8 protein-coding genes are annotated in these 14,101 nt (G+C 58.1%); 4 read left to right on the plus strand and 4 right to left on the minus strand.

Translation table 11 applies throughout. The features are described from left to right. Positions 1–24 precede the first annotated feature (24 nt). The 4 genes from RBB63_RS06580 to RBB63_RS06595 form a co-directional block, all read right to left on the minus strand. Positions 25–918 carry a transglutaminase family protein gene (locus RBB63_RS06580; protein WP_309382337.1) on the minus strand — a complete coding sequence of 298 codons (894 nt, stop codon included), beginning with the start codon at positions 916–918 and terminating at the stop codon, positions 25–27. Beyond that, positions 915–3,482 carry a circularly permuted type 2 ATP-grasp protein gene (locus RBB63_RS06585; protein ID WP_309382339.1) on the minus strand — a complete coding sequence of 856 codons (2,568 nt, stop codon included), beginning with the start codon at positions 3,480–3,482 and terminating at the stop codon, positions 915–917. The genes RBB63_RS06580 and RBB63_RS06585 overlap by 4 nt, the downstream gene beginning before the upstream one ends. A 109-nt stretch (positions 3,483–3,591) precedes the next feature. After that, complete coding sequence (locus RBB63_RS06590) at positions 3,592–5,178, minus strand: glycoside hydrolase family 57 protein (RefSeq protein ID WP_309382341.1); 1,587 nt, start codon at positions 5,176–5,178, stop codon at positions 3,592–3,594. Between the two features lie 2 nt (positions 5,179–5,180). Next, on the minus strand, positions 5,181–6,776 hold the full coding sequence (locus RBB63_RS06595; protein ID WP_309382343.1) for a DUF4912 domain-containing protein: 1,596 nt from the start codon (positions 6,774–6,776) through the stop codon (positions 5,181–5,183). A gap of 168 nt (positions 6,777–6,944) precedes the next feature. Between RBB63_RS06595 and RBB63_RS06600 the strand changes: the two genes are divergently transcribed. Genes RBB63_RS06600 through RBB63_RS06615 form a run of 4 tightly spaced genes read left to right on the plus strand, consistent with a single transcriptional unit; the run spans position 6,945 to position 14,061 of the window. Continuing rightward, complete coding sequence (locus RBB63_RS06600; RefSeq protein WP_309382345.1) at positions 6,945–8,213, plus strand: DUF4912 domain-containing protein; 1,269 nt, start codon at positions 6,945–6,947, stop codon at positions 8,211–8,213. Continuing rightward, positions 8,210–9,730 (plus strand): 1,4-alpha-glucan branching protein domain-containing protein, encoded by a 1,521-nt coding sequence (locus RBB63_RS06605; protein ID WP_309382347.1) that lies wholly within the window; start codon positions 8,210–8,212, stop codon positions 9,728–9,730. Before RBB63_RS06600 ends, RBB63_RS06605 begins: the two co-directional genes overlap by 4 nt. A gap of 55 nt (positions 9,731–9,785) precedes the next feature. Then, positions 9,786–11,573: a glycogen synthase gene (locus RBB63_RS06610; protein WP_309382349.1), complete on the plus strand. Its 1,788-nt coding sequence runs from the start codon at positions 9,786–9,788 to the stop codon at positions 11,571–11,573. 19 nt (positions 11,574–11,592) lie between these two features. After that, on the plus strand, positions 11,593–14,061 hold the full coding sequence (locus RBB63_RS06615; protein ID WP_309382351.1) for an alpha-amylase family glycosyl hydrolase: 2,469 nt from the start codon (positions 11,593–11,595) through the stop codon (positions 14,059–14,061). The last annotated feature ends 40 nt before the right edge of the window (positions 14,062–14,101 follow it).

The following is a 14,101-nucleotide window of genomic DNA, read 5'->3' on the forward strand; positions in this document are numbered from 1 at the left end:
GGAATCCGTAGAAACGGCCCCCCACTATACCAACGCATCCACCTTGGGCGCGACCGTGACGCCGACTTCGATGGAGTGACGCCCCCCGCCAGTCATCGCGCCACGGACGAGGCTGACGTCCTGATAATCGCGGCCGTAGCCTACGGCGATGTGTTGCTCCCCGCAAATGATGTTGTTCGTCGGGTCGATGTCGATCCAGCCCAGGTCGGGGTCGTAAATAGAAATCCAGGCATGCGAGGCGTCGGCCCCTTCCAGTCGGGGCATGCCAGGAGGCGGATTCGTTAAAATATAACCGCTGGCATAGCGCACCGGCATACCTATCGACCGCAGGCAGGCAATGCCCAGATGCGCGAAATCCTGGCACACGCCGCGGCGCAATTTGACGACCTCTTGCACCGGCGTCATGACGTCAGTCGCGGTCGGGTCGAACTCGTAATTCTCGTAGATGAATTCCGCCAGCGCGAGCGCGCCGCCAAGGTAGTGCCCGCTCTCGGCCAGGAAGCTCCGGGTCAAGTCCTGTAGCTCGGGCAAGATCGGGATCTGCGGCGATGCGTAGGTAAACTGCTTGGCCTCGAAGGCTTCCGGCGTGCGCGGCTGCGTCAGCGCGGCGCGGACCTCGGCGCAGGTCGCGGCGATGTCTGGCAAAGGCGCGCCGGGGGAGTCCACCGTCACTTCGCTGTAGGCTTCTAGTTCGAGCTCCTGATGGCTCTTTTGCAGCGAAAACTGATGCAGCGCGTTGCCAAAGAAATCCACGCGTTCGATGACGGTCTCCGGCTGCGGCAGGATGGACAGCTCGAAGGCGTGCGTCTGCTGGCGAGCGTTGCTCAGCGGCTTGAGCCGCGCCACGTGATGCGACACCGACACGGGGAAATCGTATCGGTAGATCGTGTGGTGGCGGATCGTGTAGGTGTTTCTCATCGCGAGGTGACGGAGAAATAATACGTGCTAAGCTCGTTGGATAGCTCGGTCAGGTTGCTCAACGTGCCGTCTAGCAGCGCCTCCAAATCAGGGCGTTCACCGGCATCGCTGGACGCGACAAGTCGCTCGGGCTCGACTAGAACGACGTCGCTGTAAACGCGCAGCGCCAGCCGATCGATGTGCTTCATGTCGCTGGCATTGTAGTGCGGCAGCATACGGGTATTTTCCAGAATATCCGTCACCTGGAAGGCCAACGAGCGCGGGTTGGACGGGTCGGAAATCAGCAAATGCGCAATCGCATCGACCTGCATGCGGCTCAGGTAACGACGGCGGTAAGTGATGGCGCTGTCAGCAAACTCCAACAGGCGCAGCATGAGGAAATCTTCGTTTTTCGAGACCTGGCAAAGGCTGCCCTTGAGCAGTTCGCATAACATGATGCTGCGCTCAATGCGGCGGCCGAGATTGAGGAACGCCCAGTCGAGCCCGCGCACGGTATTTTCCGCGATGATGCCCGCAAAGGCCGCCATGTAATCGAGCAGGCGCTTCAGGATGTCGTATAGCTGCGTGTTGCTAAGGATGCTGCCTGCGCCCTCCTGCGGAATGAGGCTCACCGGCATGTCCCGCATCATGCGGGTCAGATCGCCGGACATCATTTCCTTGATCGAGAACATGACGCGGTTGAGCTGCTCCAGCACGTTGGTCAGGCGGTCCGGATAATTCTCACCCTGGATAATTCTCCGCAGCGCCTCGTCAATGTGCTCGTTGAGATCCGTGGCTGCTTTGGGCGCGCGCATAGGCAAGTTGGGCGCGTAGCCGCGGATGAATTTCAGCACCATTTGCAGGTCCTGATCGTTGCGGCTTTCCGAGGCGGCGTTGATGATAACCAACAGCCCGCGGATAAGCCCCTCGGATCGGTCCAGATAACGCCCCGCCCAAAACAGGCTGTCCGCCATGCGACTGCTCAGCGCAACCTGCGCCGTCGCCGAGAGCGACTGGTTTGCAAGGTAGTTATAGGCCGTGGTCTCTTCGCTGACCGCATCTTCGCCGCCGACGACCCACACATCCTTGCTCACGCCGCCAAGCTGCATCGACACGTCGGGCGAGACGGCGGAGTTCGCCACGCGGCACAACCCGCCGGGCATCATCACGGCCTTGTCGTCATGGTCGAACACCTGAAACGTGCGCAGCATGAAATGGCGCGGCGTCAGGTGGTCCTCGTCGTAAACCGGAGTCGTTGCCTGCAGCACGGCTTCCTGCGCGGTAAAGCGTTCGGGGAAATCCCGGATCGCCGCCACGAGCTCTTGCCGCTGCTGCTTGCTGAGCGTGGGACCGTAGTAAACGCGCACCTTGCCCAGCGTCGGGAAGGTTGGCTTGATGATGAGGTGGTCCAGATTATCGAGCACGTAATTGCGCTCTTGCTTCTGGCCACACCACCAAGTCGCCACTGATGGCATGAGCAAATCTTCGCCGAGCAGCTTTTGGCAAATGACGGGCAAAAACGCCGCCAAGGCTGGTGTCTCCAGCACGCCTACGCCGGGCGCATTGACCACGACCACCTTGTCCTGCCGCACCGCGTTGAGCAGGCCCGGCACACCGAGCAGCGAGTCGTCACGGAACTCCAGCGGGTCGCACCACTCGGAATCAAGCCGACGGAAAATGACATCGACGCGCCGCATGCCGTGAATCGTCTTTAAGAAGACGGTGTCGTCGCGAACGGTCAAATCGGCCCCCTCGACCAACGGGAAACCCAACGCCCGCGCGAGGTAAGATTGCTCGAAATACGTTTCGTTGTAGGGGCCGGGCGTCAGCAGCACGACGAACGGATTTTCCAGCGCGCGTGGCGAGGCGTTCTTCAGCGCGTCGGAAACGGTCTGCAGGTAGCTCGTCACGCGCCGCACCTCGTGAGGCCGCATCAGATCGGGCATCACGCGGTTGCTGATCACGCGGTTTTCCACCGAATAGCCAAGGCCCGACGGCGCGTCCAGGCGATCCGAGAGCACCCACCAATTGCCATCCGGCGAGCGCGCGAGGTCCGACGAATGTGTAAAGAGAAACTGCCGCGCCTCGGGCAGCAGGCCATGCACCGGCCGCAAAAAGGCCGGGTTGCCAAAGACGAGGCCAGCCGGGTAGATGTTTTCTCTCAGCAGTTGCTGCTCGCCGTAGATATCCTTGAGCAGCATGTTGAGCAGCCGCATGCGCTGGTTTTCCGCCGCCGCAATGCGCTCGTATTCATCGTGGCCCAAGAGCAGCGGAATGGCGTCCATTTTCCACTGGCGGTTGGGGTTTTCCGGGTCTGAGTAAACGTTGTAAGTAACGCCGTTCTCGTCGATGATGCGCTCCAACTGATCTTCGCGCTGGCGGTAGTCGGCCTCGCCATGATCCGCCAGTTGGCGGAAGAGAATATTCCAGTGCTCCGCCGTGGCCCCGCGAGAGGATTTCCACTCGTCGTAAAAACCATGCTGCGGCTGATACGCTGCCAACCACGACGGGCGCGGATGCATTTGCGTCTGCACCTGAGTCTGGCCAATGGGTTGGTTCTGCTGCATGGGCGGCGGGTTGTTCATGAAAACTTGTAGAATAACATAAGTCCTCCACCCCACCGATCAATGGCGAAAAGCATGCATGAAATTCATGAATCCGGCACCCAAGCAGCGCCGAAAATACTGGACACCCCTACCCCGCGTAAACGCGCCAGTTGATGTTCGGGAAAATGTTGTCCATCAGTTCGAGGGACTCGAGTTCCTTCTTGTCGACGGTGTCGTGTTCCAGGGCGTTGGCTAGGTAGTGCAAGCGGCTGCAGTGGTCGCGGACGCGGCGCTCGGCGTATTGGGCGGAGGTGCCGTTGCTCACGATGAAGGGCCAGTCCGAGCTTTGCGCGAGCACAAGTTCACGAGCGCATTGCTGTAGGGCGCGGTCGTTGAGCTTTTTCACGGTTTTCTTGGCCGCGAAATCGCGCGCCAGGCGGGTCATGCGGTCGCCGGCGGACGTGATTTGGTCGAACATCCAGTCGTTGGCGCCGTTGAGCCAATATTCGAAGTGACCCTTGTGACCCCAGGATGAAGTCGCCGGGTAAGCCGTTTGGTGGACGGGATTCCGGTCGAGGTATTTGCCCAGAGAAATTGTCTCCAACGAGCTTTGATCGTAGGCGGCCTTGCGCAGCACGTAGTCGAGCCAAGTCGGGCCCTCGAACCACCAGTGGCCGAACAGCTCGGCGTCGAACGGCGCCACGATGACTGGTGACGTATTCATGACCGAGTCGAGGTAATCGATGTGCGACACGCGCTGGAAAAGGAACTGCGCGGCATGCTGGTCGGCCTTTTTGCGGGCGCTCTCTGGGTCGTATCCGGCCTTGTAGGAGCCTGGTCCCGTGATGCGATGATACTTGATGCCGGTATCCGAACGGACATCGCCCGGGAGGAATTTACGCAGGTAGTCGAAATCGAGCTCGTGCCCGATGTCGCGGTAAAATTCGCGGTAATTGCCGTCGCCCGGGAAGCCCGCCTCGGCGGACCAAACTTGTTTCGTGCAGCCGTGGTCTCGGCCAAACGCCGCCACGCCCGAGGGCGTGTAAAGCGGCGCGTGCACGCCATAGACCGGCTGTGGCTTGGAATATTCGATACCCTCGGTTTCGGTGCAGAAAAAGCGGATGCCGTGCGCGCGCAGCCGGTCGTCGAGCCCCGGATAATAGGCGCACTCGGGGACCCAGCAGCCGTTTGGTTGGAAGCCCATGACCTCCTCGAAGTAGGCAAAGCCGTTGAGCAATTGCCCCTCCATCGTAGCGGGATTTGCCGAGAGGTGCGGCATGAAACCGTGCGTGCCGATGCAGCTGATGACCTCCAGATTGCCCTTTTCGTGCAAGGCGCGGAAGCGCTGGGAAATCCGTCCATCGCAGTCCTCGAAGTATTTCAGCGTGCGCGAGAAATAGTCGTGATACCACTTGGCGAGGTAGCTGAAGTGCGGGTCGTGCTTGAGCCGCTCCTGCTCGCGTTCGCAGAGTTCGATCAGGATCTTCATTCGGCGGGCGTAGCGCGCGCGGAGCAGTTCGTCTTCGAGCATGGCCAGCAGCGAGGGCGAGATGGAAATCGTCAACCCCCACGGCACACCATCGCGCTCCAGCGCGTCGAAATTTTGCAGCAGCGGAATGTAGGTTTCCGTGATCGCCTCGAAGAGCCAAAGCTCCTCCAGAAACTGCTCGAACTCCGGGTGGCGCACAAACGGCAGGTGCGCGTGCAAGACAAATGAAAGGTAGCCCTTGGCCATGATTACTTCGCGCCTCCCTTCTTGGAGGTCGCCAGAATGTTGTTATAAAGAATGCAAAGTTCGACCGCTAGGCTGTCCAGCGATTGCGGTTGGCTGCTAGCGCTCTGCGGATGGAATCCGCCGCGGCGCATCGGGTTGTGGAACATCTCCTGCAAGCCCCAAATGACGGAGCCCGGGTTGTCGTAAACAACGAGCCCGTTCTGCCCGTGGTTCACGCAGCCGATGCGCGCCTGGTGGGTGGTGAGGACGGATTTCCCATTTTCGATCGCCAAGTGCGCCATACCCTCATCCTGCCAGGTGCGGGCGGGAATCGCCACGAAATCGCAAGCATTGAGCAGGTCCATAAACTCCTCGCGGCCAACGTGGCCAATGAACTTGATGCGCCCGGCATGCCCGGAGCAATGTGCGCGGTGCTGCAGTTCGCCGTGGAGCGGACCGTTGCCCGCAAAGACCAGTTGCGCCTCGTGGTTCGCGCCACAAACGTGCTCCATCGCGCTCATGAGCAAGTCCGCGCCGGAAGCGTGGGAAATCTCCCCCGAGAACAGCGCCAGCGGATGCGCGGGATTCAGGTGGTAACGTTTTTTGACATCACCTGGGTCGAACGTCTTCGGCACGATGCCCTGAAAGAGGTCCGGCAGGATGACAATGCGGTCTTCCTTCACAAGCCCGTCGGCTAAAATCTGATTCCGCGCATCGCTGTGCGCGGTGATGACCCAGTCGGCCTTTTTCAGCGCAGTGGCCTCTTTTTTGGTCGCTGCCTCATCGATATCGCGGCCCCGCATCGCGGCGCGCTCGCGCTCGCTGGCGTGGAGGGTGAGCACTAGCGGGACCTTGTGCTTTTTGGCCAATTTGGACGCCTCGGCGACAGATTCGACATCGTGCGCGTGGATGAGGCTGGGCTTCTTTTTCAGCTCCTGATCACCGGCATGGAAATGCACGCCCAGCGGGTCAGCGGCGGCGTGTAGATTCTTTAAATAACTGGTCAGGCGCTCGGCGGCGTCCGGCTGCGGATCGTCCGCGAAAAAGGCGATCTCTAGATCTTCAGCCAGCGAACCGGTCCAGCTGTGGTGGACGCGCTCAAAGGTGCGGGCGTCGAAAATATTTTCCACCGGCATCACGCGGTCAAAACGCCCGCCGACATACATGCCGCGCGTGGAAGACTGGCCGGAGCGGTGCGCGCGGTCCATAAAGACCGTTTGCGAGCGGGCCAGCGCGCGGTAACGGCCGTCACGCAGGCGGAAACCGGCCTCGGCGATGAAGTAGCGCTCAATGCGGTCGGTGCTCCAGTAATAATTACCCGTGAGCCCGCTGACGTTGATGTCGAACTGGCTGTGCGCGTTCATCCCGTTGAAATCGATCCAGGACACGTCATAAAGACGCAGCGTTTGCTGGGCGCCGTTCCATTTCTCGCCTTCTTCAGCCTGCAGGGCGTCGATCGCGGCCTTATCGAGCGACCAATGAAGGTAGGCAAGACCGGCTTTTATCGGAACAAAGGCGAGATAATGCCCGGTTGGCGTTGGATTGAACTGCTGCCCGATTTTCCAGGCAACGGAGCGCATGCGCTCCATGGTTTCGGTTCCAAGACTGGCTTCTTTCATGTGTTAGGGACGTAGTGGGGACGCCAACCTCAGCAAGTCCCGTGACAAGGTTCAAGGCTAAAGGCTTTTTTGGTAAATTTACATGACATAGCACAGGCTGGCACGCTGTGTGCGGCAACCGCAAATTCACTTGACTCAACTAAACCTCGAATCATCCTGACCAACTCAATGTCCAGTTCGCAATCACGAGTTGATCAAGACGTCAATATGGCTGCTGAAGCCCTATCCAGTCTTGCCGATGTGATTGATAGCCAAGATATTGGCATGCCGGCATCCAACGCGCCCCACCTGATGCTTCTGCCAGTCGCCCCAGGCAGAATCCATGCGCACTGGCAATTAAGCGCCAACTTACTGAGCGAGGGACGCCAGATTTTAGGCGTTGGCGATTCAGACGCCAAGCTGGTCTTGCGCGCCTATCATTTCGACCACGGCGCAGGTCAGTATGCGGAAGCAAATTCAGCTGAAGATTTTCCCGTCGAAGGCTTGGAAAACAGCGGATATTTCGACTTGGACCAACAGCCCAGGCACGCTGGCGCAGTGCTTGGGTTGAAAAATGGACATGGACATTTTAGGCCGCTGGTGCGCGCTGCTTCCGTCGCGCTGCCACAACCAGCCGTTCAGTCGCCGCCTACGCCCAGAGAAGAGCCAGCCGGAATAGCGCCGACTGCGCGACAATCCCAGCCTAGCGTCACGCTGAACCCACTGGATGAAGCCTCCGTTGTCGCGCGACTTCCCCGCCTATGCAATTTGCCGGAGGAGCTGCTGAAAACGCCAGATGAACTGGCGTTTTTTAATCGCGAAACTGCCGCAAACATACCTGAGGCTGACACCATCGCGCTCACGGGCGACCTCGTGCTCGATGAATCCGCCGTCCACGAAGCAATCATCAGCGGCAATTGCAAAGTGCTGACTTTACCGCAAAAGGAAGCGGACGCCCCCCACCCCACTCAGCCATCAAGCAGTAAACTGCCCGAATCGGTCGGCGCTTCCGAACTATTGGCCAGCCAGTGGTCAGATAACTGGGACAGCGCTTCCCCCATTAATTTACGCGCCGAACTGACTTTGAATGGTCGCTTAGGTCCGGGCATGAAGCTGGCCCTTGCCGACAAATTAATTGCCCCACTCCCTGGCGGCGCCTTTAAAGTCGTCCAGAAACTGAGCGGATTTGCGGAAGTCATGCCGCTCCTCCTCACTGCCTATCAGTCGCCCAACCAAGGTTCCAGTGCGCTCGAATTGATCAAAGGGGCGTCCAATGGTCAGCCGATTCTTGAAATACATGCATCGATTGCCATCGAAGGCCGCATCAATGATGAGTCTTACCTGAAACTGCTGCCACCCGAAGTGAAAACCGACGAAGCGGGTCGCTTTGAGCTCAATCGCTCACTGCCAGACGGCGCTCTATTGCTACCTGGCCTGAGCTTAATCGCTGAAGCGTGACGGAAGCTCGGACGGTCAGCATTTTACTTCACGCGCATTTGCCCTTTGGCATGCGTCCTGAGCTCGCTATTTCCCTGGAGGAATGCTGGCTCTACGAAGCCGTTGCCAACTGCTATCTGCCGCTGCTGGAATTGATTGGCTCCCTGCCCAAGACGAGGGCACCAATGCTGGCAGTTTCACTCTCGCCTACGTTGCTTGAGCTCTGGGCGCATCCGCAATTCACGGATCGATTTGCCAAGCATCTGGAGCGCTACGCAGACATCTTGTCAGCAGAAGAAGCCAATCAATCCCTCCCCCCCGAACGCCGTAAGCTGGCGCAACAATTTCGGTTGGAATCCCAGAGGCTGGCCAATCGCTTTCTGAATCAAGGTGAATCCTTGCCCAATCAATGGAGAGCGTTGGCCGCAGCGGACAAAGTCGAGCTCCTGACGACTGCCGCGACGCATGCGTTCTTACCCGCCTACCAGCAATCACCGCTCGGGCGGAGCCTGCAGATTCGACTCGGCATGGAAACGTTTGAGCGACGCATTGGGCGCCGGCCCAAAGGCTTCTGGCTGCCCGAATGCGCTTATTATCCAGGCTTGGAAGAAGATCTCGCCCACGAAGGCGTTGCCTGGTTCGCCGTCGAAAACATGGGCGGACCAGTCGTCACCCAGTGCCCAAATGGCGTCCAAGCCATCGCCCGCAACAGCGCCTTGTCGCGTAAAGTTTGGGATGCGCAAACCGGCTACCCCGGCCATGCAAGCTACCGTGAGTTTCACCGCGATGCAGTCTTTGAGCTAACTCACGCTCAAGCGGGCCTTTACCGATTGCCCGATGGCTCCAGCCTACCCTTGGGGCTCAAGTATTGGCGCATCTCTGGCTCCAGTCACAAAGAATGGTACTGCCCACCGACAGCGCGTGCGCAAGCAGAAGCCGATGCGGATGAATTCCTGACTGCACTAAAGCAGGATGACTCCGAAACAATTTTCCTGCCCTTCGACGCCGAGCTCTTCGGGCATTGGTGGCATGAGGGGCCGCAATGGCTGCGCCAGTTGCTCAACCAAGGCAATATCATGCCAGCAATTGACTTCGCCGCGCCCAGCGCTGCGCTGGAGAGACTGAATGATATCCCAGAGGCCCAGCCCATCGCATCCACCTGGGGCCGACGCAGCGATTACTCTTTTTGGATTAATAACGAAACTGACTGGATTTACCCCTTGCTTCAATCGGCCGAAAAATCGCTGGAGGCCGTCTGGTGCGGTAGTTCTCAATCTCCGTTGCGAGATCGCGCCATTCGACAATTAATGCGCGAGCTGCTGCTGGCCCAGGCGTCCGACTGGCCCTTTATGCTGCGCGCTGAAGCCACTGCGCAGTACGCGGAAGAGCGCCTGCGGCGCCATTTGGGACGTTTTCACTTCCTGCTCCGTCAAATTCAATCCAACGAGATCGACCACAAAACGCTGGCGGCGCTCGAACAGCTTGACCCAATATTTCCTGATCTGAACACCCAGCCCGATCTTTACTTTCAGGCGTAATTCCACAACCTTCCTACTAAGGCCACTACTAGAGCCTCACCCACAATTAGCTGCTGTGAAACAAAAAGCCAATCCCATCCAACCCGCCGGCCAACCCAAAAACACGGCTTCAAAAGCTACTTCGCCCGACAGCGACGGCAAAGCCAAGAAGAAGGCTGCGGCAAAATCGCCCAAGAAAGCCACCGAGATAAAGGCAAAACGATCAAGTGCGGATTTTGTCGATTTTGACGAGATGGCACAAGCCGCAGAAGCAGCACAGGTGCAGGAAAAACTCAGCGCCCAGGAAGAGGCCGAACCGATCAATGCGGACCCAACCCAGGCCGCAGGCGTGGACCTGCACAATATTTTCCTCCACGACGAAATCCCATCGCTCTACACGGTGCACATTACGTCGGAGCTATCGCCGGTCGCCAAAGTCGGCGGGCTCGCCGATGTTGTCTTCGGCCTAACGTGGGAACTCCAGATTCGCGGCCACGCCGTGGAGATCATCTTGCCCAAGTATAACAACATGCGCTACGACCACATCTACGGGTTGGAGCGCTGTTTTGATGATCTTTGGGTGCCTTGGGGTGAAGGCGCCATCCATTGCTCGGTTTATTTTGGCTTTGTATACGGTCGCAAATGCTTCTTCATCGAGCCACACTCCAACGACTGCTTTTTTGATCGCAACAAGTTCTATGGCGATCACGACGACACTTTCCGCTTTGCGTTTTTCTCACGCGCGGCGATGGAATTCCTGCTCAAGTCCGGCAAACGGCCCAATATCATTCATTGCCACGATTGGCAGACCGGTCTGGTTCCCGTGTATCAATGGGAGATTTACCACCGACTGGGCATGCACGACTGCCGCGTTTGCTACACCATACATAACTTCAAGCATCAGGGACTTTGCGGCGTAAACCTGCTCGATGCCGCTGGTTTACATCGACACGATTATTATCTGTCGCATGAACGCTTGGGCGACTACAACCACCCGGGCGCCGTCAACCTGATGAAAGGCGGCATCGTTTACTCGAACTTCATCACCACCGTCTCCCCAACCCATGCCGGTGAAGCCAAAGACAAGGGCCAGGGCTTTGGACTTGAGCCAGCCCTACATGTGCATGGCGGCAAGTACGGCGGCGTGCTCAACGGCATCGATAACGATGTGTGGAACCCGGAAACGGATTGCCACATCCCCAGCCACTATAGTCGCGAGAACATCGACGCCAAATACGAAAACAAGCGAGCGCTGCGCGAACGCTTTCTCATGGCAGACAACGAAAAGCCGATCATCGCATTTGTCGGTCGGTTGGACCCGCAAAAAGGCCTGGAACTGGTCCGCCATGCGCTCTTCTACTGCGTTAACCATGGCGCACAATTCGTCATGCTCGGCAGCAGTCCCGACCCGTCAATCGACAGCTATTTCTGGCGCTTAAAAGGCGAAATCAACGAAAACCCGGACAGCCATATTGAAGTAGGCTTCAACGAAGAGCTCGCCCATCTGATCTACGCCGGGGCCGATATGATGGTCGTCCCAAGCCGTTACGAGCCCTGCGGCCTCACCCAGCTCATCGCCATGCGCTATGGCGCCGTGCCGCTCGTACGCGCGGTTGGCGGTTTGGCGGACACCGTGTTCGACAAGGACTTCGCCGACAAGCCGCTGGACGAGCGAAATGGTTACGTTTTCCACAACGACGACTACGGCGGCATCGAAAGTGCTTTGTCCCGCGCCATCAGCTGTTATTACATGTTCCCGGACCATTTCCGCAGCCTCATGCTCAACGCCATGAAGTGCGATTACTCATGGAATGTCCCCGGCCAACACTACTTGAACATCTACAACTACATTCGGGCCAAGTAGAACCCTGCCCGACGACACCATGAGCTCTCCTTCTCGCCGAATTCTAGCCGCCTACTGGACTGCGCCTGGCAAGGGGGTCGTCCTCATGCAGCGCAATTGGGACTCCACGGCATTTCCAGAATTTTACCTCGATGCCGAAGGCTTGGATATTGGCCTGGTGCAACGCATGGACCCAGTCGAGCTCGCCAAATTCACTGGCTTCTACGAAGACGCGGGCGACATTGTCTTCTGCCTCGACCCCAAGCGTTTCCCGCATGTGGATTTCGAAAACAATCCCGTTCGCGTCGCCGGTCCTTTCAATAATTGGGGACGCGATGAGAAAGCCGAGCACTGGACCCTCACCGCCGAAGAGGATGCAGAGGGCGAGATTTATTATGCGACCTCCATTCCCCGTGGCGAAATCGGTTCGGCCAGCAGCAAGTTGATTTTTAAATTCGTCACGCAAGACTGGCATTGGCTGACACCGCTACGCTGCGCGCCGAATGTCGAATACGACAAAGCCAACAACGCAAATTACCGCCTGAACCTCACCCACAGTGGCAAACACGCTTTTGAGTTTACCGTCGCCGATGATAAACGCGGCATGGACCAAGTCTGCCGCATCGGCTGGCGTGATGGCGGCTCCATCCGCAACCTGCAACTGATCAAACCCGGCCTCAGCTTTTACGATCTGAAAACCGACGCGCTGCTTGGCTCGACTGTCCGCAACCGTAAGACAACCTTCCGGCTCTTCGCTCCCCGAGCCAAAGGCGTCATTCTGGAACTCTACGACCGCATGGACTGCGAGTTCGTCAACCAGTATGACATGGAGCTGTCTGCGGATAAATTATGCTGGGAAATTGAGCTGAAAGGCAACCTGCACGGCTGGTATTACAACTATTACGTGGATGGCGAAAATGATGGCGTGACGACGGAATTTGAGCCGGAGCTCCCCATCCTCGACCCCTACGCAATGGCCACCGTCACCCATGAAGGCCCGGGCATCGTCATCAATACCGGCCAGACGAAAAAGCCAATCAGTCAGCACGTCGCCCCCCCCTGGCAAGACCTCATCGTGCTGGAATGCCACGTGCGCGACATCGCCGCCAAGGCCCCAATGAAGATTCCGGCGGAGGATCGCCTTGGCTTCAAGGGCGTCACCGACTACCTGCACAACGACATGTGCTACCTGCGCACGCTGGGCGCGAATTGCCTGGAGTTTCAACCGGTCCAGCAGTTCGATTCGCAGACCAAGGGTGAGTATCATTGGGGCTACATGACCACGAACTACTTTTCGCCCTGCGCGTGGTATGGCTCTAACCCCGCCCAGGCAACGCAGAACGACGAGTTTCTCGACCTGGTCGAAACCTGCCATGACCACGACCTAACCGTCATTGTGGACGTCGTTTACAACCATGTCGGCGTGCCAAATTTCCTCGGTCGCGTCGACAAGGCGTATTATTTTTACCTAACCGACGAGGGCGAATACATCAACTGGTCGGGCTGCGGCAACACACTCAATGCCGAGTCGGCGATGTCCAAGCGCCTCATGATCGATAGCCTGGTCCACTTCGTGGAAGCCTACGATGTCGATGGCTTCCGCTTTGATCTGGCTGAATTATTGACGATTGAGACGCTCAAGGAAATTGGCGATGCGCTGAAGGCAGTTAAGGAATCGATCATTGTAATTGCCGAGCCCTGGAGCTTTCGCGGCAGCATTCAATGGGATACCCGACTGGCCAGTTTTGCCTTCTGGAATGACGGCTACCGCAGCACCATCGCTGACTACGTGAAGGGCCTCAGCAATGCGGATGCACTAGCCTATTACATGAAAGGTTGCCTCGATCACATGGCAGCCTGGCCTGCGCAAAGCGTTAACTACACTGCCTCGCATGACGATCGTTGCTGGATTGATAAGATCACGACCAACAGCGACCACAATGGGGAGAATCCGAGCCAGCTGGACATTCAGCGGACTCACCTGATGGCCGCAATCGGCCTCTGCGCCGTCGGCATGCCGATGTTTTCCGAAGGGCAGGATTTCCTGCGTAGCAAAAAGGGAATCAATAACACCTATCAGCGCGGCGACATCAATGCGCTAGACTACGGACGCCTTCAGCGCTACAGCAAAACCCACACATTTTTCAAGGACCTGATCGGCTTTCGACGCTCGGAATGGGGCGAACTCATCCGCCTCTGGGACCGCCCCTCCCCCGGCTACCTCCGTGTCTTCAAGTGCGACAATGGCGAACGCAGCGCCGCCGCCCTGCTCTTCAATGCAGACTGCGCGTTGGGGCCTCGCCAGTTGCTCTTTGCGATCAATCCGCACGGCGATTCACAGTCGGTCAATTTACACGAAATCGACGGCATGCACTGGCGCTGCATCGCAAACAGCGAGGAAGTCCACTACGAAGGCATTGCTGACAACCGTTTCGACGGCCACCACCACCGCCTCAACCTGAACGGCATGGATGTGGGCATCTGGGTGCGGGAGTTCCCGCACGAGTAAAGTCAGGGCATCCTGAATCCCTTAATGCGCAGAGAGATTG

This window comes from Cerasicoccus frondis (assembly GCA_031296915.1).
In the GTDB taxonomy this organism is placed as follows: domain Bacteria; phylum Verrucomicrobiota; class Verrucomicrobiia; order Opitutales; family Cerasicoccaceae; genus Cerasicoccus; species Cerasicoccus frondis.